The sequence below is a fragment of the Enterobacter genomosp. S genome, from assembly GCF_001631805.1.
GTDB classification, from domain to species: domain Bacteria; phylum Pseudomonadota; class Gammaproteobacteria; order Enterobacterales; family Enterobacteriaceae; genus Enterobacter; species Enterobacter quasihormaechei.
In genome coordinates this window covers 22,330-47,502 of record NZ_LVVA01000019.1, presented here as the reverse complement: position 1 = coordinate 47,502, position 25,173 = coordinate 22,330, and the positions used below count along the sequence as shown (strand labels likewise).

Sequence of the window (25,173 nt, the reverse complement as noted above, 5' to 3'; positions counted from 1 at the left end):
GGCAAACGTCATCGCGTACATAAAGATATCCTCACGGCGGAGCTAACGCCCTGCCGCTTTTTCCAGCGGATTAACTTTTGCTTTTGGCTAAAGCGCTTTTATCGCCGCCAAACGGGAAGGCTCCGCTGAAAGGTTTACCGTCGATGGCATCGTGGGTTCGAATCGCCTCCGGCCGCAGCCAGCGCTGAACGCGGGACGGCATATCCAGTCCAATCAGCAGGATCACCACAAAGGTCAGGCCGAAGGAGAGCGATCCCAGGGCTGTGCCCAGCGCCATATTCTGCGACAGCAGCGCACCAATCACCGGGGCGATCGCCCCACCCAGCGCCCCGACGTTATAGGTAAAGCCCAGACCCGCCGCACGCTGGTCGGTTTCATTGCAGTCCGGTGCCATTGAAGGAAAACGCTGCATCGTCACACAGGAAATTAGAGGGGGCGAAAAGGGGCAAAAAGCAAAACAGGCCCGTCGGGCCTGTTTGTTTATTTCACAACGCGCAGTGCGGGACGACCACCGCGCGGTGGCGGTTCATCATCCGGACCCTCGTCGTCGTCCTGACGATCGGGTTTGTCGCCATCAATCACAGACATTACCGGGTCGCTTTCGCGTTCATCGGATGCCTCATCGTCATTCAGGCTGGCAACCTCTTCATCATAAGCTGCTTCCGGCTCGAACATGGTACCTGCACCGTTTTCACGGGCGTAGATAGCCAGAACCGCAGCCAGCGGAACGGAAACCTGACGCGGCACGCCGCCGAAGCGCGCATTGAAGCGCACTTCGTCGTTTGCCAGCTCCAGGTTACCCACTGCACGTGGCGCAATATTCAGTACAATCTGTCCGTCGCGTGCGTATTCCATTGGAACCTGCACGCCCGGCAACGTCACATCCACAACCAGGTGCGGCGTGAGCTGGTTATCCAGCAGCCATTCATAGAAGGCGCGCAGCAGATACGGACGGCGTGGGGTAAGTTGTGACATTTCCACAGTCATTAGCCTCGGCCGAGACGCATTTCGCGCTCCGGTTCAGTTAAGGATGCCAGGAAAGAGTCGCGCTCAAAGACGCGCGTCATATAGCCTTTCAGCTCTTTCGCGCCCGGGCCGCTGAACTCCACGCCCAGGGTTGGCAGACGCCACAGCAACGGCGCCAGGTAGCAATCCACCAGGCTGAACTCGTCGCTCAGGAAGAACGGTTTTTGACCAAATACCGGCGCAATCGCCAGCAGCTCTTCACGCAGCTGTTTACGCGCAGCATCTGCTTCTGAAGAGGAACCGTTGACGATAACGTTCATCAGCGTGTACCAGTCTTTCTCGATACGCTGCATGTACAGGCGGCTTTCACCACGCGCAACAGGATAAACAGGCATCAGTGGCGGATGCGGGAAACGCTCATCCAGGTATTCCATAATGATACGGGATTCCCACAGGGTCAGCTCGCGATCCACCAGCGTCGGTACGCTTTGGCTCGGGTTGAGATCGATCAGATCCTGAGGCGGGTTATCCTTTTCCACATGCTCGATCTCAAAACTGACACCCTTCTCGGCCAGCACGATACGAACCTGATGGCTATAAATGTCAGTAGGACCAGAAAACAGCGTCATTACCGAACGTTTGTTGGCAGCGACAGCCATGAAAACCTCCAGGTATATTCAGAATTTTTACTGCTACCGGCCCAACGGGGCCAGCCAGATGAAGTATCGCCCATCCCGGAGAAGACACATTGTTCAAGAATCGAACAAAAATCGAGTATTCACCGATATTTGGGCAGAAAATTGGATGATAGTTTACCAGATTTTGATGGCTTTGTGGTGAGGGGATGCCGGAAATGTGGAAAAAGAGAAGATATATGAAATGTTACTGTGGATAACCTGCGCATTATCCATAAAAAAACCCGCCGAAGCGGGTTTTTCGCCAATCGTTCTGCGTAAGCAGAATGGATTAACGTTTGGAGAACTGTGGACGACGACGTGCTTTACGCAGACCCACTTTCTTACGTTCAACCTGACGAGCGTCACGAGTAACGAAGCCAGCTTTACGCAGTTCAGAACGCAGGGATTCGTCGTACTCCATCAGAGCGCGGGTGATACCGTGACGGATCGCACCTGCCTGACCGGAGATACCACCACCTTTAACGGTGATGTACAGATCCAGTTTTTCTACCATATCAACCAGTTCCAGCGGCTGGCGAACTACCATGCGGGCAGTTTCGCGACCGAAGTACTGTTCCAGAGAACGCTGGTTAATTACGATTTTACCACTGCCCGGTTTAATGAAAACGCGAGCTGCGGAACTTTTGCGGCGACCAGTGCCGTAGTATTGATTTTCAGCCATTGCCTATAATCCCGATTAGATGTCAAGAACTTGCGGTTGCTGTGCCGCGTGGTTGTGCTCGTTGCCTGCGTAAACTTTCAGTTTACGGAACATAGCACGACCCAGCGGGCCTTTTGGCAGCATGCCTTTAACCGCGATTTCAATCACACGCTCAGGACGGCGGGCAATCATCTCTTCAAAGGTCGCTTCTTTGATACCACCGATGTGGCCGGTGTGGTGGTAGTACACTTTGTCAGTACGCTTGTTGCCGGTAACAGCAACTTTGTCAGCGTTCAGAACGATGATGTAATCACCAGTATCAACGTGCGGAGTGTATTCCGCTTTATGCTTACCGCGCAGGCGACGAGCCAGTTCAGTAGCCAGACGGCCCAGAGTTTTACCGGTCGCGTCAACAACATACCAGTCGCGCTGTACGGTTTCTGGTTTAGCTGTAAAAGTTTTCATTAAAAGCTTACCCAAATAATAAGTTACACGTTGGTGAACACCCAAACGTTTAGTCAGTTGAGGTTCACACGACAAAGTCCGGCAAACCTACCCCTTCGAATAGCACATGCCGACACATAGAAAGTTCCGGGAAAAAAACCTTCTCGTAACGTGGGGTCGCAAGATTATAGAGAAGTTGAGGTCAAAGATCGACCCTTAAATGTGATTTGGAATGGGTTTTTCGAGACGGTGGAAAATGCCGGGTGGCGGCTGCGCCTTACCCGGCCTACATGGTTCCCCTCTCAGGGAGAGGGTAGCATTTTTTATGGCATATGCTCACGCTTGAGGTACTCTTCGCTCTGCATCTCTTGTAGGCGCGACAGGCAGCGCTGGAACTCAAACTTCAGGCGCTCGCCCTGATAAATCTCATATAAAGGTACTTCGGCGCTGACCACCAGCTTAACGTGACGCTCGTAAAACTCATCTACCAGCGCAATGAAGCGGCGCGCTTCGCTCTCCATGAGCGGGGTCATGATGGGCACATCCCACAACATAACGGTATGGAACAAACGCGACAGCGCAATGTAGTCATGCTGACTGCGGGCATCCACGCAGAGCGTTGCAAACGAGACGGCCAGCGTCTGGTTCTCAACGCCCAGCGTCGGCAACGGACGATGGTTGATCTCCAGCGCTGGGGCGTTATCTCGCGGCGCACCTGCCAGCGCCAGCCACAGTTTATCCATCTCGCGGGAGGTGTCGGCGTTCAGCGGTGAAAGCCACAGGTGCGCCTGCGTCAGCGTGCGCAGACGATAATCAACACCGGCATCGACGTTCATGATGTCGCAATGCTGTTTGATAGCATCAATGGCCGGCAGGAAACGCGCCCGCTGGAGACCATTGCGATAAAGCTCATCAGGCGGGATATTTGAGGTTGCCACCAGGGTGATCCCACGCGCAAACAGCGCTTTCATCAGCCCCCCCAGCAGCATGGCGTCCGTAATATCGGAAACAAAGAACTCGTCGAAGCAGAGCACGTCCGTTTCCGCCTTGAAGCGATCGGCCACGATCTCCAGCGGGTCGGTTTCGCCCTGGAGCGCCGTCAGCTCTTCATGAACCCGCAGCATGAAACGGTGAAAGTGCAGACGCTGCTTACGTGTGCCGGGCAGGCTCTGGTAAAACATATCCATCAGCCAGGTTTTACCCCGTCCAACGCCTCCCCACATATATAAGCCGCGAACCGGTGCGTTTACCGGCGGCTCTTTTTTGCCCAGCAAACGGCCAAATGCCGCCTTCAGCCCGCTGCTCTGCACCGCATCGGCGGGTTTCGCCAGAAGTTCCTGGTAAATCGTGTCCAGGCGGTTAACCGCTTCACGCTGGACATCATCCGGCTGGTGTGTGCCCTCACTCAGGGCCAGTTGGTAACGCGATGAAGGGGACAGGTTTTGCATGATGTTGTTGTTATTCCTTTAGTTAAACCTCACCAGCGCGCGCGGCTGATGAAAAAAAGGCCGTTCTACACTACGCGATGATACGTCAGGATTCCACTTCTGCGGAAATAGCGGTTATAGTGGCATAATCAGGCACAGGCAGGAGCCGAGCCAACACCCTACGGAACAACAAGACAACGGGAGAAGTTCATGACCTGGGAATATGCGCTAATCGGTTTAGTCGTCGGCATCATCATCGGTGCTGTGGCCATGCGTTTCGGTAACCGCAAATTGCGTCAGCAGCAGTCACTGCAATACGAACTGGAAAAGAACAAAGCCGAGCTGGAAGAATATCGTGAAGAGCTGGTCAGCCACTTTGCCCGTAGCGCCGAGCTGCTGGACAACATGGCGACAGATTATCGCCAGCTCTACCAGCACATGGCGAAAAGCTCCAGCAGCCTGCTGCCGGAAATGACCGCAGAGACCAACCCCTTCCGCAATCGTCTGGCGGACTCTGAAGCCGGTAACGATCAGGCACCGGTTCAGATGCCACGCGACTATTCAGACGGCGCGTCCGGCCTGCTGCGCGGTGGTGTAAAACGCGATTAATCGCAAAACCTGAATAAATTTTACGGGCGCACCTCATGCGCCCGTCCTTTCTTCCCGTCCCCAGCTATTATTTACTCATTCACCTCATTGTTCAGCGGTTGAAAATTCAATAACATCAAGATGTTTTTGGGGCCGTTCTTTTTCATTCCAGGATACGAGAGTCAGCATCGATGAAGAAAAAAAACCAGCTGTTGAGCGCCTTAGCGTTAAGTGTCGGGTTATCTCTCTCGGCCTCCTTCCCTGCCAATGCGGCTCTGCCTTCGCAGGTGCCCGGACAAGAAGCCATTCCCAGCCTCGCGCCGATGCTTGAAAAAGTCCTGCCTGCGGTGGTCAGCGTGCAGGTGGAAGGGACCGCACGACAAAGCCAGCGCATCCCCGAAGAGCTGAAGAAATATTTTGGCGAAGAGGCGCCGGATCAGCAGGCTCAACCGTTTGAAGGCCTGGGTTCGGGCGTGATTATCGACGCGGCTAAGGGCTATATCCTGACCAATAACCACGTGATCAGCCAGGCCGATAAGATCAGCGTTCAGCTGAACGATGGCCGTGAGTTCGACGCCAAACTGATCGGCGGTGACGATCAAAGTGATATTGCCCTGCTTCAGGTGCAAAACCCCAGCAACCTGACCCAGATCGCCATCGCAGATTCCGATAAGCTGCGCGTCGGTGATTTTGCCGTCGCGGTCGGTAACCCGTTCGGCTTAGGCCAGACCGCCACCTCCGGGATTGTCTCCGCCCTGGGGCGCAGCGGCCTTAATCTCGAAGGACTGGAAAACTTTATCCAGACCGACGCCTCCATCAACCGGGGCAACTCCGGCGGCGCGCTGCTTAACCTGAACGGTGAGCTGATCGGCATCAACACCGCGATACTCGCGCCAGGCGGCGGCAGCATCGGGATTGGTTTTGCCATTCCGAGCAACATGGCCAAAACCCTGTCTCAACAGCTGATTCAGTTTGGCGAGGTTAAGCGCGGGCTGCTGGGCATCAAAGGCATGGAGATGAGCGCCGATATCGCCAAAGCCTTTAAGCTCAACGTCCAGCGCGGGGCGTTTGTCAGCGAAGTGCTAGCCAACTCGGGCTCTGCAAAGGCGGGCGTGAAATCCGGCGACGTTATTGTCAGCCTGAACGATAAACCACTGAGCAGCTTCGCTGAATTACGTTCACGTATTGCCACCACGGAGCCTGGCGCTAAAGTGAAGCTGGGCCTGATCCGCGAGGGCAAACCGCTGACTGTGGAAGTGACGCTGGACAAGAGCACCTCCTCTTCCGCCAGTGCAGAACAGATCTCCCCGGCGCTCCAGGGCGCTACGCTGAGCGACGGTCAGCTTAAAAACGGCACGAAAGGCATTTCTGTCACTAACGTTGAGAAGAGTAGCCCGGCCGCGCAGGCAGGTTTGCATCAGGACGATGTGATTATTGGCGTGAACCGCACTCGCGTGCAGTCTATTGCGGAAATGCGTAAGGTGCTGGAGAGTAAACCGGCGATCATTGCCCTGCAAATTATCCGTGGCAACGACACTCTGTACATTTTACTGCGTTAACCATTTGCGACTCCGGGCATCGCCGCTGCGTGTGATGTCCGGATAACTCATGTTATGCTGCAAACCGTTCCTTTTTTAACGACACACGCATCATGCTTTTAAAGCTCTTTCGTTCAATTGTCATTGGTTTGATCGTTGCCGGTCTGCTGCTGGTGGCTATGCCATCTTTACGCCAGTTCAACAAACTGTCGGCTCCCAAGTTCGACAGCACGGATGAAACGCCTGCGACGTACAATCAGGCAGTACGCCGTGCCGCCCCCGCCGTGGTTAACGTTTATAACCGCGGGCTTAACAGCTCCGCGCATAACCAGCTGGAGATCCGCACGCTCGGTTCCGGCGTGATCATGGATGACCGGGGTTATATCATCACCAATAAACACGTCATTAACGATGCCGACCAGATTATCGTCGCCTTGCAGGATGGCCGCGTGTTTGAAGCCCTGCTGGTGGGGTCGGACAGCCTGACCGATCTGGCGGTTCTGAAGATCAACGCCACGGGCGGTCTGCCGACTATCCCGATAAACCGCAAACGAACGCCGCACATCGGCGATGTGGTGCTGGCGATCGGTAACCCGTACAACCTGGGCCAGACCATCACGCAGGGGATCATCAGCGCGACCGGTCGAATTGGCCTGAACCCGTCAGGACGACAGAACTTCCTGCAAACCGATGCCTCGATCAACCACGGTAACTCCGGCGGCGCGCTGGTGAACTCCCTGGGTGAACTGATGGGCATTAATACCCTCTCCTTCGATAAGAGCAACGACGGCGAAACACCGGAAGGGATTGGCTTTGCCATTCCGTTCCAGCTGGCGACCAAAATCATGGACAAGCTGATCCGCGATGGCCGCGTGATCCGCGGCTACATTGGTATCGGCGGGCGTGAAATCGCGCCGATGCATACGCAGGGTGGGGGTATCGATCAGATCCAGGGGATTGTGGTCAACGAAGTGGCGCCTGGCGGCCCGGCGGCCAATGCGGGCATCCAGGTGAACGACGTTATCCTCTCCGTCAACGGCACGCCGGCGGTCTCTGCGCTTGAAACCATGGACCAGGTGGCCGAGATTCGACCGGGCTCCATTATTCCTGTTGAAGTCATGCGCAATGATAAGAAGCTGACGATTCAGGTCACCATTCAGGAATATCCGGCCACTAACTGACGGCCATAAAAAAACCGAAGCCTGTGCTTCGGTTTTTTTTGCCGGTTGGCGCTTACGCTTACCGGCCTGCTATGGGAGAGGACGTTTTACTTGTTAACGAACTCTTCGCCCAGAGTGATATCTTTCTTCAGCGTGTCCAGCATGCCTTCCATCGCGTTTTGCTCAAACGCGCTCAGCGTGCCGATAGACTTACGCTCTTCAACACCGTTTTTACCCAGCAGCAGCGGCTGAGAGAAGAAACGCGCGTGTTCACCGTCGCCTTCAACATAGGCACATTCAACAACGTCTTTTTCGCCCTGCAACGCGCGCACCAGAGAGAGGCCGAAACGTGCCGCCGCCTGGCCCATAGACAGGGTTGCAGACCCGCCACCCGCCTTCGCTTCCACCACTTCGGTGCCCGCGTTCTGAATACGTTTAGTCAGGTCAGCCACTTCCTGCTCGGTGAAGCTCACGCCCGGGATCTGCGACAGCAGAGGCAGGATGGTCACGCCAGAGTGACCGCCGATAACCGGCACTTCAACTTCCGTTGGCTGCTTGCCTTTCAGCTCAGCCACGAAGGTATTGGAGCGGATGATATCCAGCGTCGTCACGCCGAACAGTTTGTTCTTGTCGTATACGCCCGCTTTCTTCAGCACTTCTGCTGCGATAGCAACGGTGGTGTTCACCGGGTTGGTGATGATACCGATGCACGCTTTCGGGCAGGTTTCAGCGATCTGCTGAACCAGGTTTTTCACGATGCCCGCGTTGACGTTGAACAGATCTGAACGATCCATACCCGGCTTACGTGCAACACCCGCAGAGATCAGCACCACGTCGGCACCCTGCAACGCAGGACGCGCATCTTCACCGGAGAAGCCTTTAATTTTCACAGCTGTCGGGATGTGGCTCAGGTCAACCGCCACGCCTGGGGTTACCGGAGCAATATCGTACAGGGAGAGTTCTGAGCCTGAAGGCAGTTGGGTTTTCAGTAGTAGGGCAAGCGCCTGGCCGATACCACCAGCAGCGCCGAGGACTGCGACTTTCATCCTAAACTCCTTATTATGGTTAACTTAAGTATCTGTAAATCCGTTGCGGCGACCATAATTCAGCACGTCATTAATTACAATTTTCATCGCTAAAGAATTTGAGGTCGCACGTCTTTCGCCTTCACCTGAATGCTATCAGGCTGTGGGCAACAACGTATTAAGAGGGGGTTACAATACACCCTGCCACGCCACCAAAACAACATCATTTTGATAACATTTAATTTACTTTTAAGCTTATTTGCACGGCGTGACCCAGGCATGTTTTCCGATAACGAAATCTGATAAAATCACGCCCTTTCATAACATTATTTCAGCCTGGCGTCAGGTAGATAATTTGCATAAAAATTCATCCACATGCATAATAATGTTGTTTCTTTCGTCATATTCCGGGTGACTTATGCGAAGCTCGTCTAAGCAAGAAGAATTAGTAAAGGCGTTTAAAGCGCTACTCAAAGAAGAAAAATTCAGTTCTCAAGGAGAAATTGTTCAGGCGTTGCAGGAACAAGGCTTCGATAACATCAACCAGTCGAAGGTCTCCCGCATGTTAACCAAGTTTGGTGCGGTGCGTACGCGCAACGCCAAAATGGAAATGGTTTATTGCCTGCCAGCTGAACTTGGCGTCCCGACAACCTCCAGCCCACTGAAGAACCTGGTTCTGGACATCGACTATAACGATGCCGTGGTTGTGATCCACACCAGTCCAGGTGCTGCACAGCTGATTGCTCGCCTGCTGGATTCGCTGGGTAAAGCTGAGGGGATCCTCGGCACTATCGCCGGTGATGACACCATCTTTACCACCCCGGCAAATGGTTTCTCTGTGAAAGACCTCTACGAAGCGATTCTGGTCCTGTTCGAACAGGAGCTGTAATTGTCTGCCCCGTAGCGCACGGCTACGGGGATCATTCTGCTGTTGCCTCATTTTACCCTGCTTTCCACTGCCTGCTGCTTTTGCAAATAGTGCTTTTTACCGCCTGTTAACATTCACCCAGTGGATGATTTGCTGCAAAATCGCACTAAAAATCAAAGTCATCTATCAATCTGATTTTAAATACAAAAATGAACAAACATCGCCTTGCCATGCCTTTTTTTATGCACTCCCGTTATAAAAATCGAATTTTTTAATACGTAATAACAAGGGAAACCATTAGTCTGGTATTAATTTTTCGCGTGATTAGTGTATACTTGATTTTGTGATGAGGGTCACAGAACAAAGACCCCAGTAGAATAATTGACGAGGTAACCGATCATGAAAATTAAAAACACTGTTGCTGCCCTGAGCGTACTCTCTGTCCTGTCATTCGGTGCGTTTGCTGCCGACGCCATTAATGCCGAACAGGCACAATCCCGCCAGGCTATCGGGACGGTTTCTGTTGGTGCCATCGGCGCATCTCCGATGGACATGCACGACATGCTGAACAAAAAAGCGGAAGAACAGGGTGCATCATCCTATCGCGTAATTGAAGCACGCAGCGGTGACCACTGGCACGCTACGGCTGAACTGTACAAATAAACCCTCGTCGTATCTCATCATACGACTTGCCCCTGACCTCCCGGTCAGGGGCTTTTTTATGACTGACGCACATTGAAACGCAGTTGCCCTTCCAGCTCCTCCTCCGCTTCATCAAACAATAAAATCAGTGCGCCAAAGCGTCTGCGCAGCTTTTCAGGCAGATGGGTAAACTCGATTTCAAGCGGTAACGGCAGCCTGTCGCCGGTCACCACATCCCACAGCATATCAAGGTTGCTTACGCTGTCCCGCTCCAGGTCGAACGCCCGAATAAACTCGCGGTAGAAGTCTTCCTGACTATCAATTTCGTCAAAATCAAAGGTATAAATTTTCATTGCCAGCCACCCGGTACAGGCGGGCGGCAGATGCCGCCCTGTCTATTATAATCCCCCGATATGCAGGGTTTTAACTTCCAGAAACTCCTCCAGCCCCAGCACGGACCCCTCGCGTCCCAGCCCGGACTCTTTTACCCCCCCAAACGGGCCCAGTTCGGTCGATACCGCACATTCATTTATCCCGATCATGCCGCTCTCAATGGCCTGTGAGACGCGGAACACCCGCGACAGATTCTGGGTATAGAAGTAGGCTGCCAGCCCGTAAGGCGTATTGTTCGCACGCATCACAACTTCGTCTTCCGACGTGAAGCGGAAGCAGGCGGCAACGGGTCCGAAGGTCTCCTCTTCCGCCAGCTTCATGCCTTCATGGCAGTCACCGAGGACGGTGGGCGTCCAGAAGTTACCGCCAAGCTCGTGCGGGTTACCGCCGGCCAGCACCGTGGCGCCCTTCGCTACCGCATCTTCGACGTGCTCACGGACTTTATCGACAGCCGAAGGCTCAATCAGCGGGCCGACAACGACGCCCTCGTCCAGGCCATTACCCACCTTCAGCGCCTTCACCGCATCAGCAAGTTGATTGACAAACTTGTCGTAGACCGTCTCCTGAATATAGAAACGGTTTACGCTGACGCAGACCTGCCCGGCGTTACGGAACTTATTGGCGATGGCGCCTTTAACGGCGGCCTCAATGTCCGCGTCCTCAAAAACGATATACGGCGCATTGCCGCCCAGCTCCATCGACACCTTTTTCATGGTGTCTGCGGAATTGCGGACAAGCGTTTTCCCGACGGCGGTTGAACCGGTAAACGAGATTTTGCGCACGTCATGGCTGGCCATAATGGCGTCGCTAATTTCAGAGGTGCTCCCCGCTACCGCATTCAGCACACCATCCGGCACGCCGGCCTGCTTCGCCAGCGTCAGCAGCGCAAAGGCGCTCAGCGGCGTGTTGTTTGCAGGTTTGATCACGCCGGTACACCCAGCAGCCAGCGCCGGGCCGAGCTTACGGGTGAGCATGGCCATCGGGAAGTTCCATGGCGTGATAGCGGCAACCACCCCGACAGGCTCCCGGGTGGCCAGAATACGGGAGCCGGGTTTAACCGGAGGAATAATTTCGCCGTTGGCACGCTTGGCCTGCTCGGCAAACCACTGAATGAAGCTGGCGGCATACTCTACTTCGCCCTCAGCTTCTTGCAGCGGCTTGCCCTGCTCGGTGGTCATCAGCCTTCCGAGCCAGCTTTTATTCTCAATAATCAGTTCATACCAGCGATAGAGGATCGCAGAACGCTCTTTTGCCGTTTTTGCGCGCCATGCGGGAAAGGCTTTCGTCGCGGCCGCAATAACTTCTTCGGTTTCGGCTTTACCTGCTTTCGCTACTTTTGCAATGACCTCGCCCGTGGCCGGGTTTTGCACATCAAACGTGGTGTCGAGTGTTTTCCAGATACCGTTAACCAGATACCCGGTCTGAAAAAGCGTACTGTCCTGAAGCGCCTGGGTTGTCATGTGTCCTCCCTTCCTGAATGTTTGAACCTACAGGAATAAGTATAGCCACAAAAAAACCGACGCTTTTGGCGTCGGTTTTCTCTTCATCAGCTGTCCGTCAGCGCGTTCTGGTAGCGGTGCAGCATAAATACCAGCCGCTCAACCGGCTCGGTAACCTGCGGCGGCGCTTCCCAGATCCGCAGTTTTTCCTGGTAGATATCCAGCTCGTCCAGCAGTTGCTTAAAGTAGCGGCGACGTTTGTCATCGCTGGATGCCGATATCACGTGGTCCGCCGTGCGCCGTAGCTGGCGGTGGAAGGCGGACAAATCGTCGTTAATCGGCACCGGCGCGTTCCGCAGGCGCTGGTGCGCGATAATCATGGTCAATGCCAGGCGGAAACGGGCCACATCGCCCGGGAATTTATTCAGCAACAGGAACAGCTGCTGATAAAGAGCCGGCAGGTGGTTCTCCTTGCGTCGTGCGGTATTGGTAGTCAGGGACGAAACGGCGGCCGACACAAACTGATTCAGCAGCACACGCCCTGTCCGCGCCCGGGAGTTATCCCGCACCAGCAGGATCACCATCATCGCCAGGAAACAGCCCACCAGCTGGCCTAATGCGCTATCCAGGAACTGGCTAAAATGGAAGGTCATCGGGTTATCCAGCACAATGATGTTAATCGTACTCGCCAGGGCACCTAACGATCCCAGTCGGCGTTTTTGTACCTCTATCCCGATAAAGAACGCCATTACCGCCAGGCTGATGCAGAGCAAAAGCATGCTTTGCTGTGTCGAGGGGATAATCACCAGGAAATAGAGCGCGCCAATCGGTAACGCCGCAATGGTACCGTACAGAAAATCGATAGCGACCATGCGCGGGTTGGGCAGACGCATTGCCAGCGCGGTCACGACGGCAATCATCACCATCGCGCCGCTACCGGACGTCCAGCCGGTCCACAGCCAGAACAGCGTGCCGAGTATACAGGCCAGCGTGGTGCGCCAGAAGTTGACCATCGCATGATGCCGCTCGGCAGATTCTGGTTTAATGACCACTTCGCCCTGTAACACCTCTTCTTCCGCCGCACTGATTTTGGTGTTGCCAATCACGCCGCGTTTCAGAAGCAGGTAGCGCGTCGCGGCGCCAACCCAGGTATAAATGGTGACTGGCGTATCCCGCTCTCCCGTCCAGGCAATCACGCGGCGCATGCGTTTAAGTTGTCGATGCACGTCCTGCACCGTCTCCACAGGCTCATCAAACAGTTCGCGGAAGGTATCCGTTACCGCTTCGGGCCGAGTGTTCTGAATCAGGTAGGTTTCACACGCCTGGGTGATCAGCGTTAACGAGACGGTATTGATCGCTTTCAGACGACGATTGGCACGCTCCCAGCGGGAAGACTCCATGTTGAGGTTACTGCGCATCCCTTCCAGCGCCTGCGTGCGGCGCACCAGCCCGCTCCAGGCCTTGTCGACCTCTTCGCTGTCACCGTGCTTAATGCACAGCTGCATGAGCTGGTACTGGGCAACGATCAGCGCGTCCAGCTCACGATCCACTTCCTGCTTAATAGAACGCGGAGAGAAAAGCAGATCGGCGACAATCGCGCAGACGATACCAATCACAATCTCGCTGCAACGTTCCACGGCGAACTGCGGGGCGAGCAGCGGATCGGTCTGGATGGTGATGATAATAATCAGCGCGGTATATCCCGCCAGGCCCCAGGCGTACGAGTTCTCAACCTTCACCAGGGAGGAGACCCAGGTACAAAAACCCGCCCAGATACAGCACACGATCAGCATCAGCAGCGGCGTGCGGATCATCAGGATGATAATGGTCAGGGCGGCGATACAGCCGATAAAGGTCCCGATAATACGCAGCATCCCGCGATAGCGGATGGCCCCGGAATAGGGTTCGCCACCCGCCGCGAAGGCGGGACCGGCGGCAACAATCGCGGCGGTCAGAACGGCCCAGCGCGGCGTTTCAAGCTGGAAATGGAAGCCAACAAACAGCGCCAGCACAATGGCGCATGCCAGCTTCACGGCGAAGCGGATGTGCTGGCTGGCGATGGAAAAAATGCCCATAGCGATCAACCAAACTCGCGCAGGCGATGGGCGATTTGACGGAAGATGGAGTCCTGGCTGGCATCACGGTCTTTTTCACCGGTGATCACCACCGTCGCCGTGGTGCCTGCGGGCCAGAGGTTGCTCTGCTGCTCGTCCAGACGAATGCGCACCGGTACGCGCTGCGCCAGGCGAACCCACTCAAGGTTGGAATCGACGGTCGCCATCCCTTTGTTATCAACCGTACTGCTGGAGTTGGTCACCCCCGCGGCAACGCTGTCCACGGTCCCTTTCAGGACACGGTTGCTGCCGAGCGGCGTGATTTCAGCGCGATAGCCCGGACGCACGCCTTCCAGCTTGGTCTCTTCCATATAGGCGAGGACGTAGAAGGAGTTTTGTTTCACCAGCGCCACGGCGGTTGAGCCGCGCGTGATAAACTCACCGGCATAGACGTTAAGGTTAGTCACCCAGCCATCGGACGGGGCGCGGATCACGGTACGTTCCAGGTCGAGCTTCGCCAGATCGCGCGTCGCCTGAGCTTTTGCCAGCTGGTGCAGCACGGTTTGCAGCACGTTATTGGACTGGTCAATCTCTTCCCTGGACATGGCCTGGATGCCCAGCTTGTTACGGCGTCCTGCTTCACGGCGTTTTTCAGAGGCCAGCGCGTTGTAATACGCCACGTCGGCTTCTGCTTCTTCAAGGGCTTTTTGATAGCGCGGCTGGTCGATGGTGAACAGTACCTGATCTTTCTTCACCAGCTGGTTATCGTGGACGTTGACCGCCGTAATAAGACCGGCGACATCGGGCGCTATTGCAACCACCTCTGCGCTGAAACGCGCGTCGCGCGTCCACGGCGATTCGGTGTAATAGACCCAGGCGCGAAAAATAGCGATGAACGCCAGGATGACCAGCGCCATAGTGATGGCAGTGCGGGAGATTTTTCTTGTTAGCGTTTTCACATCAACCTCAGACAAACATGCGCGATATTAAATAGAACAGGCAGCAATACAGCGCGGTATTAAACAATGCAGGATGCCAGACGAAATCATAAATCCCGGTAGGGACCAGCACCTTGCGCACCAGCCAGAAGATCGCCAGTGATAAAAGAAGCTCGAAAAATATCGGTGGGAACGACAGACCGAACACCACGATAACGGGAAACAGACTCATGTTGACCTTGATTATAGAGAATGCAGGCTACTGGATTGTTAAGCTCGCGCCGCCGCAGGAGAGCAAGAAATGCCGGGCGAGAGTGGCGCAGCCGTTATGTAATTAATAGTATATTAACGTAACTGTTATGCTGTTATCTATCATATGTGATCTAAATCACTTTTAAGCCAGAGTGAATAATGGAACGACTAAAACGCATGTCGGTGTTTGCCAAAGTTGTCGAACAAGGCTCTTTTACCGCCGCAGCACGTCAGCTACAAATGAGCGTCTCATCCATTAGCCAGACGGTGTCAAAACTGGAAGACGAGCTTCAGGTGAAGCTGCTCAACCGCAGTACCCGCAGCATCGGGCTAACGGAAGCGGGTAAAATTTACTATCAGGGCTGCCGTCGAATGCTGCATGAAGTGCAGGATGTTCACGAGCAGCTTTATGCCTTTAACAACACCCCTATCGGCACGCTGCGCATCGGGTGTTCTTCAACTATGGCACAAAATGTTCTCGCTGCCATGACGGCGGAAATGCTGAAAGAGTATCCTGGCTTAACCGTCAATCTGGTGACGGGTATTCCCGCACCGGACCTGATTGCCGATGGGTTAGACGTGGTGATCCGCGTTGGCGCCTTGCAGGACTCGAGCCTGTTCTCGCGTCGGCTGGGCAGCATGCCGATGGTGGTCTGCGCCTCAAAGAGCTATCTGGCACAGTATGGCGTGCCGGAAAAACCCGCCGACCTGAGCAACCACTCGTGGCTGGAATATAGCGTGCGCCCGGATAACGAGTTTGAGCTGATCGCGCCGGAAGGGCTTTCCACCAGGCTGCTGCCTGAAGGCCGCTTCGTGACCAACGATCCGATGACCATCTCGCGCTGGCTGGTGGCCGGGGCCGGTATCGCCTACGTGCCGCTGATGTGGGTGATCAACGAGATCAACAGCGGCGAGCTGGAGATCCTGTTCCCGCGCTACCAGTCGGATCCGCGCCCGGTTTACGCGCTGTATACCGAAAAGGACAAGCTGCCGCTGAAGGTGCAGGTCTGTATTAACTATCTGACGGACTATTTTGTGGAAGTGGCGGAGCTGTTTCAGGGCATGCGGGGAAGAAGGAAAGAGTAGGCCTTCCCCCTCACCCCAATCCTCTCCCCAACGGGGAGAGGGCCGGTGTGAGGGGAAAATGAAAAATTACGCCGTGCCGCCCACGGTCAGGTTATCAACCTTCAGCGTCGGCTGGCCGACGCCTACCGGCAGGCTCTGGCCCTCTTTGCCGCAAACGCCCACGCCGTTATCCAGCTTCAGGTCGTTACCGACCATGGAAATCTGCTGCATGGCCTCAATGCCGGAGCCAATCAGGGTTGCGCCCTTCACTGCTTTAGTCACTTTGCCCTTCTCAATCAGGTACGCCTCTGAAGTCGAGAAGACAAATTTACCGGAGGTGATATCCACCTGGCCGCCGCCAAAGTTCGGCGCGAAGATACCGTAATCAACGGATTCGATAATCTCCTGCGGCGTGGATTTACCCGGCAGCATGTAGGTGTTGGTCATGCGCGGCATCGGCAGGTGCGCGTAAGATTCGCGACGACCGTTGCCCGTTGGTGCAACGCCCATCAGACGCGCGTTGAGCTTGTCCTGCATGTAGCCTTTCAGCACGCCGTTTTCGATCAGCACGTTGTACTGGCCCGGCGTGCCTTCATCGTCGATAGAAATCGAGCCGCGACGGTCAAGCATGGTGCCATCATCGACCACGGTACACAGCTCAGAGGAGACAAGTTGCCCCATCTGACCGCTGAATACAGACGTACCACGGCGGTTGAAATCGCCTTCCAGCCCGTGACCGACCGCTTCGTGCAGCAGCACGCCGGGCCAGCCTGCGCCCAGCACAACCGGCAGCGTACCGGCGGGTGCCGCCACGGCAGAAAGATTAACCAGCGCCATGCGCACGGCTTCTTTTGCCCACGCATCCGCGCGCGCTTCGCCGTCAACGTCGCCGAGGAACCAGTCATAGCCAAAACGACCGCCGCCGCCGCTTGAGCCGCGCTCGCGCTTGCCGTCGTCTTCCACCTGCACGCTGATGGAGAGGCGCACCAGCGGACGCACGTCGGCGGCCAGCGTACCGTCCGTTGCTGCCACCAGGATCAGCTCATAGACGCCGCTCAGGCTGGCGGACACTTCCTGCACGCGTTTGTCGGCGGCGCGGGCCACTTTGTCCACGCGACGCAGGATGTCCAGCTTCTCTTCGCGGCTCATGCTTTGCAGCGGGTCGATGCTGGTATAGAGCGCCGAATGCTGCACTTCGCCCAGGGTTTTTACGCGGCCATCGCCCGCGTCGCGCACGATGGTGCGTGCGGCCTGCGCGCTCTGCTCCAGCGCGGCCAGGCTTATCTGGTCGGCATAGGCAAAACCGGTTTTCTCGCCGCTTACGGCGCGCACGCCGACGCCCTGGTCGATGTTATAGGAGCCATCTTTAATGATGCTGTCTTCTAAAACCCAGGATTCGTGATAGCTCGACTGGAAATAGAGATCGCCGTAGTCGAGACGGCGTTCGGTCAGTTGACCAAGAATGGAGAACAGGTCCTGATGGCTCAGGCCGTTCGCTGCGAGCAAATGTTCACTTACCAGGTTCAGACTCATCGTATTGCTACTCGTTCGTTGCCGCCCGTGGCGGTGTAAAAATCGTATTTATTGAGAGTGAGGCAATTACCTGCCCACGTCAAATCATTGCTGTGCTTCTTTGCGCGGCTGGCGCAGCACCTCATTAATCTGCGGTTTATCGATTGGGCCCGTAATGCGGTAGCGCAGAATCGAGACCTTGCTCCAGAGCGGCCCCAGCACTTTGCTGGCGGCAAATACCGCCGCACCGACAATCGGGTTAACCACAAACGCCGTCGCCACGCCCACGGTAGCGGAAATCTCCGGGGCGACGACCGCTTCCATATCCAGTTCACGACGCACCAGATCCACCGAACCTTTCATGGCGATGTCTGCCTCCAGGCCGTCCAGCAGCGTATCGTCGGTATGCATCACGCCGTCCTTGATCCAGGCCGTTCCGCGAATGGAGTCATAATAGAAACCGTCGTTGAAGGTATCGCTGAAATCGAAGCGCAGCTTGCGCAGCAGCGCGTCAAAGCTCAGCAGGCGCAGTATTTGCCCCGCATGGCCGGTGCTGACATCGGCAATTTGTCCCTTACCAAAACGGGTTCTGAGAATACCGTTCAGCGTGGCGACGTCCGGCTGCCACGGCGCCGCACGCCAGTGCAGATCGTAATTCACATCGAATGACGATCCCCGAAGCGGCGTGCTGATGCCGAAGAAGTTAGCCGCCGCATCCAGCTTGCTGCCTTTGATATCACCTTTCAAGGAGGTGCGCTGCGCGCCCGGCTTATTCACCCATTCCCCGGCGGCGGTCAAACGGCCAAAACCGGTATCCACCAGACCACCGGTAAGGCTCAGCGTCGTGCCCTTGATGGCGACATCTCCGTCGATACGGCCATATTTTTGCCCCCACAGCCAGCACTCCGCACAGCGCAGCTGGAGATCGGGCCAGCCGCTGAAATCAACGCGCGAAGCCTTGCTGAAGGGCGAAGCGGCCGTCGGCTCTTTTGCAGCCACGGCAAAGGTCGGGTTGTAATACAGGTAGCGGATCGCCGCCTGCCACGGCGCGTTATCGCGCATCGTCAACGTGCCGTTAATTTCACGGCCCTGAGCCTCAACCTTTGAGCCGTTAGCCGTCGGCCGGGAAACGATACTCAGGTTGTTCCACCGCTGCCCACCCAGCGTCAGCGCAGGCGTACGTAAGGTAATGGCCTGCGGGAACTGTGCCGTTTGATCGACGTTTTGCCCAACACCTTTCTGGAATAGCGCCAGCCACTCTGCGCCATCCATCGCCGGCAGATTCAGCTCAATGCCCGCCTGCTCCGGCAGCGGTGGCGTGGTACGGCTGTCCGTCGTCCAGATCGCCCTGTCCAGCGTCAGCTTGCGGTTAAGCAGCCAGCGGCTGTTAAAGTGGTTTGTTCCGCCAGCGTTACCGGTTACTTCAAAGCCGTTGAGGTTACCGTCTACGTTGACGTTGACAGGCAGCGGCTCGCCGCTTTTTTTATTCAGGGGCGCGGGCAGCTGGCTGCTGAGATTTTTCAGATCGCCCATGATGTCGACCTTATACCGGGCGCCGGACTGATAAGGCAGGTCGATGGCCACCTTGCCATTCCACGACACCGCGCCGTCCACCGCGTTCTCAACCGGCTTCGGCAGAACATTCATGCGTGACGGCTGCCAGTTCGCGTCCATATTTACCGCCACCTGGTAGGCTTTATCACCCTCGGTGGTGGAGAAATCGATATTGACGGGTTGATTGAACCAGGTCGCTTTCAGCGGCTCACTTTTCAGATTGCCGTTAACAAAGCTGAACTGACCGCTGAGGTTTTTCAGCGTACTGTCCAGCGGCTTGATATAGAGGCTGTTGTTATTAAGGCGAACGTCGCCTTTGGCGGTAGTCATTTCCCCGTCGAGTGGGATATCCAGATGTAAGCGAGCATTCACATCGCCATCTAACTGCAACTGCTGAAGGGTGGCCGCCAGTGAGTCATTCAGCGGCGTATCTTCAAAATACGGACCAACCGCATTACCCGGCCCCTTAATATCCGCATCAATCAGCAATTTCTCTTTCGAGTAATCCGGGATGTTTGCGGTCAGGTTGCTCGCCGTCACGCCGCCCAGCGCCACGCTGTCCGTCTTCATCCACAAGCCGTCATTCAGGAAGTTGAGTTCGATATCGAGATTTTTCAGCGCGGGCCAGTCCGGCTGGAAGGCATAGGTTGCGTTGCGCAGCGGCACCAGAACCTGGAACTGACCTTCGTTATGCTTATACGGGAACAGGTGTGGGTTGCCGCCGTAGACCAGCGTGGCGTTATCCGCCTGACCGCCCTGAATGGCGCCGCTGAGATAGTCCACCAGCGCTTTCCCCATCAGGTTCTCCGGGAAGTAGCGCCACGCCTGCGAGCCGTCATCCGTGCTGATGCCTGCCAGGATACCCAGCCACGGCTCATCGCCTTCAGGCTGTAGGTAACGGAAATTGCCGCGGGCATGCACCGCCCTGGCTTTTACATCGATATCGCGGCCATCAAGCTGAAAACCTTTGTCATTCTTCAGCCAGTTGAGGGTGACATTACCCTGCGCGATCTCCAGCGGCGCACGAAAGACCGTTTCGTACGGCATTTTGGCATCCTGCATTTCTGCCGTCAGCCTGCCGTTTTCCACGCTTCCTTCCAGCTTGCCGCTGAAGTGCTCAGCGCCCGGCAGCAGTTTCCACTGTTTCCAGGCGAGATTTTTCCATGCCGCCTGGAAGCGTGTTTTTTCCGTGGCCTGAAGCGGAATATCCAGCGCCAGACGGTTTATCTGCCCGCTCGGCTGCGTCGCCAGCCAAATGTCACCCAGCTCCGGGGAGAGTTTTGCGGCCATTGAACGCAGGCCCTCGATCGCCGTCAGGTCAAGGTTACTGGCGCGGATACGCAACTCGTCGCTGCGTTTACCGTTTACCCCGCCAACGTCCTGCTCCGGCATCCACGCCAGCGTCAGCGCGCCGCTTGGCCAGGGTTTGTTGTCCATGGAGATGCGTGTATCCGGAATAGCGAACTGCCAGCCGCCTTTTTCCTGGGTTACATGGGCGGTGAGGTTATCGACCGAAAGCTGATGCTGATGGTTTTCCCCCTTCCAGCTCGCGCCCCCCTGCTTGAGCCAGATATCGCCGCTGGCGAATGCCCCGTTCGTCAGGGTCATCCAGCCTTCGAGACTGAAACGCGCGGTTTCCAGCTGCATGTTCTGCTGGATCCACTCGCCGAGCCACGGCTTCACGTCCACGTCGTCCGCCTGCAACCACACCCGGCCGTTGTTCAGCAGGCCATTGTCGTCGCGCAGATCCATCCGCACCTGCATCACGCCGTGCTGCCCGTTCAGGCTGGAGAGATTCACCTGCCCCTCGGCGCGGTGGCGATCTTTTCCGTTTAGCCAGGTCAGCTGTGGGATCGCCAGCTCGGCGCGCTGCCCGGAAAGGGTAATAAAGCTGATTTCGCTGTCGCGTAGATCGAAATGATCGAACTGACGCAGGAAGAGATCGCTGATACGGCTGGTTTCCAGCCCCCGATCGCCTTCGCCGCTTTGCAGCGGCGTATTGGTCTTTAGCTGAAGTTGCCAGAAGGTGAGATCACGGAACTGCCAGCGCAGATGCAGCAGGCTTTGCCAGACATCCAGCGCCAGGGTAACGCGTTTGATTTTAAGGTGGCCACCGTCTTTCAGGCTGGCGCTGATATCCCGCGCATCAAGCGTCGGGCCAAAGGTTTGCCAGCTTGCCTCGATATGGCTTACGTCTAACGGCAGGCCGGTGGTGGACTCGATTTTCGCCAGGATCTGCGGACGCCAGCTGTCAAGATGCGGCAAGACGAGACGCAACCCGCTCACGAGCAACGCGACAATCACGACCAGCGTTGCCCCTGTAAGCAGTAAAATCCCCGGCAATCGCCTCACGCGTCTCTCCTTGTCAGCCTTTAATCTCGCAGCGAACTGCGTTTACATCATTACGACGTCAAACTGCTCCTGGTTATAGAGCGGCTCAATCTGCACTTTTACCTGTTTGCCGACAAAGATTTCCACTTCCGCCAGCGCGTGCGACTCTTCCCCTTTCAGGGCCTCCGCCACCGCAGGGGAAGCATAGACCAGAAAACGGTCGGAGTCGTAGGCATGATGGACGCGGACAATCTCACGCATGATCTCGTAGCAGACCGTCTCCACCGTCTTTACCGTTCCGCGTCCATGGCAGGTTGGACACTCGTTGCAGAGCACGTGTTCCACGCTTTCGCGGGTCCGTTTCCGGGTCATTTCTACCAGACCCAGCTGGGAGAAGCCGTTGATGCTGGTTTTCACGCGATCTTTACTCAGCGCCTGCTCCAGCGAGTGCAGCACGCGACGGCGGTGATCTTCATTATTCATATCAATAAAGTCGATGATGATAATGCCGCCCAGATTGCGCAGGCGAAGCTGGCGCGCGATGGCCTGCGTCGCTTCGATGTTGGTGTTGAAGATGGTGTCATCGAGGTTGCGATGGCCGACAAAGGCGCCGGTGTTGATATCCACGGTGGTCATCGCTTCGGTCTGGTCGATAATCAGGTAACCGCCCGATTTCAGCTCAACCTTACGCTCCAGCGCGCGCTGGATTTCGTTTTCAACATCATAGAGGTCAAATATCGGCTGGCGTCCCGTGTAATGCTCCAGCAGACCCGGCATTTCCGGAATGTACTCGGCGGTAAACTCCAGCAGGGCTTCATACGTCAGGCGGGAGTCCACACGGATGCGGTCAAGCTGCGCATCGGCGAAATCACGCAATACGCGCTGAGCGAGCGCCAGCTCGCCGTACAGACGGTAGCGGGTCTGGTTGCGTTTTTTACGCTCCATCACCTTGGTCCAGACGCGCTTCAGGTAGGCCGCATCCGAGGCAAGATCGTCTTCGCTGATCCCTTCCGCCGCGGTACGAATAATAAAGCCGCCCTGCTCGTCGCAGTAGGCGCTCACAACTTTTTTCAGGCGCTCGCGCTCGCTTTCGCTTTCAATACGCTGTGAAACGCCAACGTGCGACGCGCCCGGCATAAACACCAGATAGCGTGAAGGCAGGGTGATGTCGGTGGTCAGACGCGCGCCTTTGGTGCCCAGCGGATCTTTCACCACCTGCACCATCAGATCCTGGCCCTGACGCACCAGCTCAGATATGTCGCGCACGGCAAACTGTTTTTGCTCTTCACCAGCCACGCATTCGGTATGCGGCATGATATCGGAGGCATGTAAAAACGCCGCCTTATCGAGCCCAATATCTACAAAAGCCGCCTGCATACCCGGTAGTACACGACTGACACGACCTTTGTAGATATTGCCTACGATTCCGCGTCGCGCTTCACGCTCAATATGAATTTCCTGAAGAATGCCACCATCAATGTAGGCCACACGGGTTTCCGAGGGCGTTACGTTTACCAACAATTCAGCCGTCATAATTATCCCTTCCCTCACGCAGTGAGTTAAAATTACTCAGCAACTCATACGTTTCCACCAGCGGTAAGCCGACTACGGCGTGATAGCTGCCATTTATCTTCCTGACAAAACAGCCACCCAACCCTTGAATACCGTATGCACCTGCTTTATCCATCGGTTCACCGCTGGCGATATAGCCGGCGATCTCCTCGTCGGTGAGGACTCTGAACGTCACTTCCGTTACCACCAGGCAATCCAGAACGTACTGGCTGTCCGCCAGCGCCACCGCCGTCATCACCTGATGCGTTTGTCCGGACAGGTTGCGCAGCATCTGCGCCGCATGGTCTGCGTCACGGGGTTTCTCAAGCACTTCACCCTTGAGAATGACGATGGTGTCCGCACCCAGCACCGGTAAGTCACGCGGCACGCATGCGACGCCCGCCTGCGCTTTTTCACGCGCCAGACGAGAGACGTACTGCTGAGCGCTTTCGCCCTCAGCACGTTTTTCTTCAATGCCGGTAACGATGCGTTCGAAGGAGACACCCAGCTGCGCGAGCAGTTCCTGGCGACGCGGAGAACCGGAGGCAAGATACAGAGACGTCATAGAAACCTTTTATTGCACGGCAAACTGCTGGCGAATTTTACGCATCAGCAGGAACAGCCACGGCCAGAGCACACCGTTTACTACACTACTCCAGAACACTTCCGGTCGGAAAGAGACGTTGATCACTAAAAACTCTGCCCAGAAAACAACGATATCCGCAGCGAGCGACAACAACATCACCACCAGCGCCTGTTGCCAGAGCGCAAGGTTACGAAAGAGCTGGAATTTGAGTGCGACGAGGTACGCAATAATGCTCATGGATAAGGCGCGCACGCCAAGCGTAGAGCCACTGATGAGATCCAGTATGGCACCCATCACAAAACCTGTGCCGACATTTACGCGGTGCGGCAGGGCAAGGATCCAGTAGAGCAAAATGAGCAATACCCAGTTTGGCCGGTAAACAAGAATGTCGTCCGGCCAGGGCATAATTTGCAGCAACAGTGCAACGAGGAATGAGAGCCAGATTACCCAGCGTCCCTGGCTACGATAACTGGCCACTACTGCCCTCCACCCGAGACTTGCGGCGGCGGCGGTGCATCCGGTAGCGGCTGCGTTAACCCTGTCGCCGGAGCCGGTACGGGCGCAGGTGGCCCCATCGCATCCGGCGCAGGCAGCACCTGCGGCATCATCTGCATCAGGCGTTCGTTCGCGACGCGATGCACATCTTCCGGTGTCATCGGGTTCGCACCGTTACGATCGGCCCCCCACAGCAGCAGCAGGTAGCGTAAACGCTGCAAGCCCGCCGTTGGACGCGCCTGGATTACGGTGTAAGCACGCTGAGTGTCGAGCTTCACGGAAGAGACCACCGCAACCGGGTAGCCTTCAGGGAAACGACCGCCCAGACCGGACGTCACCAGCACGTCGCCCACGCGGATGTCCGTGTTGGCTGGCAGATGTTCAAGCTGAAGATCGTCCGTACAGCCATTGCCGGCGGCAATCACGCGAATGTCGTTACGCAGCACCTGAATCGGCAGCGCATGGGTAGCATCGCAAATCAGCAGCACGCGGCTGGTCAGTTTGGCAACCGCCACGACCTGGCCCACAACGCCTTTATCGCTGATCACAGGCTGACCTTCGTATACGCCGTTCACGCTGCCTTTATCAATCACCACCTGATCGCTGTAGGGATCGTTTACGGTGGAGATCACCTGGGTGACCATTTTCTGTTCATCCTGGCGCAGCGGCGAGCCAAGCAGTTCACGCAAGCGTGCGTTTTCCTGCTTATATTGCCCCAGCATCAGCAGCTCGCTGTTTTTCAGCAGCAGTTCCTGGCGTAACGCACGATTTTCAAGTTCGAGCTGGTCACGCGATGAAAGCGTTTGTGACACGGAGTCGAGCAGTTCACGGGGACCATTTGAAATAAAGTAGAAAGGACTGACGGCGGTATCCATGTACGTTCGGATCTGGCTGAACGTACCGAGGCGGCTATCGGCAATAATGACCCCGAGCGCCACCAGAACCGCCAGGATCAGGCGAAACTGTAGCGACGGGCCACGGCTAAAAATTGGCTTCATAGGCTATGC

General features: G+C 56.0%; 23 protein-coding genes and 1 pseudogene. 6 read left to right on the top strand and 18 right to left on the bottom strand.

All coding sequences use genetic code 11. The annotated features are described in order from the left end of the window. Window positions 1-70: 70 nt before the first annotated feature. The 6 genes and pseudogenes from A3466_RS13730 to zapE all read right to left on the bottom strand — a co-directional run. Window positions 71-376: pseudogene (locus A3466_RS13730) on the bottom strand (MFS transporter); the annotation flags it as partial. Window positions 377-480: 104 nt separating this feature from the next. Then, window positions 481-981, bottom strand: a complete 501-nt coding sequence (gene sspB, locus A3466_RS13725) for a ClpXP protease specificity-enhancing factor (RefSeq protein ID WP_028014588.1) — start codon at window positions 979-981, stop codon at window positions 481-483. Window positions 982-986: 5 nt separating this feature from the next. Next, on the bottom strand, window positions 987-1,625 hold the full coding sequence (gene sspA / locus A3466_RS13720) for a stringent starvation protein SspA (RefSeq protein ID WP_014071978.1): 639 nt from the start codon (window positions 1,623-1,625) through the stop codon (window positions 987-989). Between the two features lie 307 nt (window positions 1,626-1,932). Next, window positions 1,933-2,325, bottom strand: coding sequence for a 30S ribosomal protein S9 (gene rpsI, locus A3466_RS13715; RefSeq protein ID WP_003860436.1), 393 nt, complete (start codon window positions 2,323-2,325; stop codon window positions 1,933-1,935). A 15-nt stretch (window positions 2,326-2,340) separates the two neighbouring features. Beyond that, window positions 2,341-2,769, bottom strand: coding sequence for a 50S ribosomal protein L13 (rplM, locus tag A3466_RS13710; protein WP_006178824.1), 429 nt, complete (start codon window positions 2,767-2,769; stop codon window positions 2,341-2,343). Window positions 2,770-3,071: 302 nt separating this feature from the next. After that, window positions 3,072-4,196 carry a cell division protein ZapE gene (gene zapE, locus A3466_RS13705; RefSeq protein ID WP_063451008.1) on the bottom strand — a complete coding sequence of 375 codons (1,125 nt, stop codon included), beginning with the start codon at window positions 4,194-4,196 and terminating at the stop codon, window positions 3,072-3,074. A gap of 189 nt (window positions 4,197-4,385) precedes the next feature. Here zapE and zapG point away from each other — a divergent pair, with 189 nt between their 5' ends. From zapG to degS, 3 genes are all read left to right on the top strand, one after another. Then, window positions 4,386-4,784, top strand: coding sequence for a Z-ring associated protein ZapG (zapG, locus tag A3466_RS13700; RefSeq protein ID WP_003860432.1), 399 nt, complete (start codon window positions 4,386-4,388; stop codon window positions 4,782-4,784). A gap of 170 nt (window positions 4,785-4,954) precedes the next feature. Continuing rightward, a complete protein-coding gene (gene degQ / locus A3466_RS13695) occupies window positions 4,955-6,322 on the top strand; it encodes a serine endoprotease DegQ (RefSeq protein ID WP_063451007.1) in 1,368 nt (455 codons plus the stop codon). Between the two features lie 92 nt (window positions 6,323-6,414). Then, window positions 6,415-7,482: an outer membrane-stress sensor serine endopeptidase DegS gene (degS, locus tag A3466_RS13690; RefSeq protein WP_063451006.1), complete on the top strand. Its 1,068-nt coding sequence runs from the start codon at window positions 6,415-6,417 to the stop codon at window positions 7,480-7,482. Between the two features lie 86 nt (window positions 7,483-7,568). Here degS and mdh read toward each other — a convergent pair whose 3' ends face one another. Beyond that, on the bottom strand, window positions 7,569-8,507 hold the full coding sequence (gene mdh / locus A3466_RS13685; RefSeq protein WP_006812159.1) for a malate dehydrogenase: 939 nt from the start codon (window positions 8,505-8,507) through the stop codon (window positions 7,569-7,571). A gap of 397 nt (window positions 8,508-8,904) precedes the next feature. On the opposite strand from mdh, the gene argR reads away from it, so the two are divergent. Beyond that, complete coding sequence (gene argR, locus A3466_RS13680; protein ID WP_003860428.1) at window positions 8,905-9,375, top strand: transcriptional regulator ArgR; 471 nt, start codon at window positions 8,905-8,907, stop codon at window positions 9,373-9,375. Window positions 9,376-9,753: 378 nt separating this feature from the next. After that, window positions 9,754-10,017, top strand: a complete 264-nt coding sequence (gene yhcN / locus A3466_RS13675) for a peroxide/acid stress response protein YhcN (protein WP_063451005.1) — start codon at window positions 9,754-9,756, stop codon at window positions 10,015-10,017. A gap of 56 nt (window positions 10,018-10,073) precedes the next feature. On the opposite strand, the gene A3466_RS13670 is transcribed toward yhcN, so the two are convergent. From A3466_RS13670 to aaeX, 5 genes are all read right to left on the bottom strand, one after another. Next, entirely contained in the window at window positions 10,074-10,349 is a 276-nt protein-coding gene (locus A3466_RS13670; protein WP_063451004.1) for a barstar family protein, read from the bottom strand. Between the two features lie 45 nt (window positions 10,350-10,394). Then, window positions 10,395-11,849: an NAD-dependent succinate-semialdehyde dehydrogenase gene (locus A3466_RS13665; RefSeq protein WP_063451003.1), complete on the bottom strand. Its 1,455-nt coding sequence runs from the start codon at window positions 11,847-11,849 to the stop codon at window positions 10,395-10,397. Window positions 11,850-11,935: 86 nt separating this feature from the next. Further along, window positions 11,936-13,903 carry a p-hydroxybenzoic acid efflux pump subunit AaeB gene (gene aaeB, locus A3466_RS13660; RefSeq protein ID WP_063451002.1) on the bottom strand — a complete coding sequence of 656 codons (1,968 nt, stop codon included), beginning with the start codon at window positions 13,901-13,903 and terminating at the stop codon, window positions 11,936-11,938. 5 nt (window positions 13,904-13,908) lie between these two features. Next, window positions 13,909-14,841, bottom strand: coding sequence for a p-hydroxybenzoic acid efflux pump subunit AaeA (gene aaeA / locus A3466_RS13655; RefSeq protein WP_063451239.1), 933 nt, complete (start codon window positions 14,839-14,841; stop codon window positions 13,909-13,911). Window positions 14,842-14,848: 7 nt separating this feature from the next. After that, window positions 14,849-15,052, bottom strand: coding sequence for a p-hydroxybenzoic acid efflux pump operon protein AaeX (gene aaeX / locus A3466_RS13650; RefSeq protein WP_003860416.1), 204 nt, complete (start codon window positions 15,050-15,052; stop codon window positions 14,849-14,851). Window positions 15,053-15,231: 179 nt separating this feature from the next. On the opposite strand from aaeX, the gene aaeR reads away from it, so the two are divergent. Continuing rightward, window positions 15,232-16,158, top strand: coding sequence for an HTH-type transcriptional activator AaeR (aaeR, locus tag A3466_RS13645; RefSeq protein ID WP_063451001.1), 927 nt, complete (start codon window positions 15,232-15,234; stop codon window positions 16,156-16,158). Between the two features lie 66 nt (window positions 16,159-16,224). On the opposite strand, the gene tldD is transcribed toward aaeR, so the two are convergent. From tldD to mreC, 6 genes are all read right to left on the bottom strand, one after another. Next, the gene (tldD, locus tag A3466_RS13640; RefSeq protein ID WP_063451000.1) at window positions 16,225-17,670 is read right to left on the bottom strand and encodes a metalloprotease TldD; all 1,446 of its coding nucleotides are present in this window, start codon (window positions 17,668-17,670) and stop codon (window positions 16,225-16,227) included. 84 nt (window positions 17,671-17,754) lie between these two features. Continuing rightward, the gene (gene yhdP / locus A3466_RS13635) at window positions 17,755-21,555 is read right to left on the bottom strand and encodes an AsmA2 domain-containing protein YhdP (RefSeq protein ID WP_063450999.1); all 3,801 of its coding nucleotides are present in this window, start codon (window positions 21,553-21,555) and stop codon (window positions 17,755-17,757) included. A gap of 42 nt (window positions 21,556-21,597) precedes the next feature. Further along, a complete protein-coding gene (gene rng, locus A3466_RS13630; protein WP_063450998.1) occupies window positions 21,598-23,067 on the bottom strand; it encodes a ribonuclease G in 1,470 nt (489 codons plus the stop codon). Beyond that, on the bottom strand, window positions 23,057-23,650 hold the full coding sequence (locus tag A3466_RS13625; protein WP_063450997.1) for a Maf family protein: 594 nt from the start codon (window positions 23,648-23,650) through the stop codon (window positions 23,057-23,059). Before A3466_RS13625 ends, rng begins: the two co-directional genes overlap by 11 nt. A 9-nt stretch (window positions 23,651-23,659) precedes the next feature. Next, entirely contained in the window at window positions 23,660-24,148 is a 489-nt protein-coding gene (gene mreD, locus A3466_RS13620; protein WP_063450996.1) for a rod shape-determining protein MreD, read from the bottom strand. Continuing rightward, complete coding sequence (gene mreC, locus A3466_RS13615; RefSeq protein ID WP_003860400.1) at window positions 24,148-25,164, bottom strand: rod shape-determining protein MreC; 1,017 nt, start codon at window positions 25,162-25,164, stop codon at window positions 24,148-24,150. Before mreC ends, mreD begins: the two co-directional genes overlap by 1 nt. Window positions 25,165-25,173 lie beyond the last annotated feature (9 nt).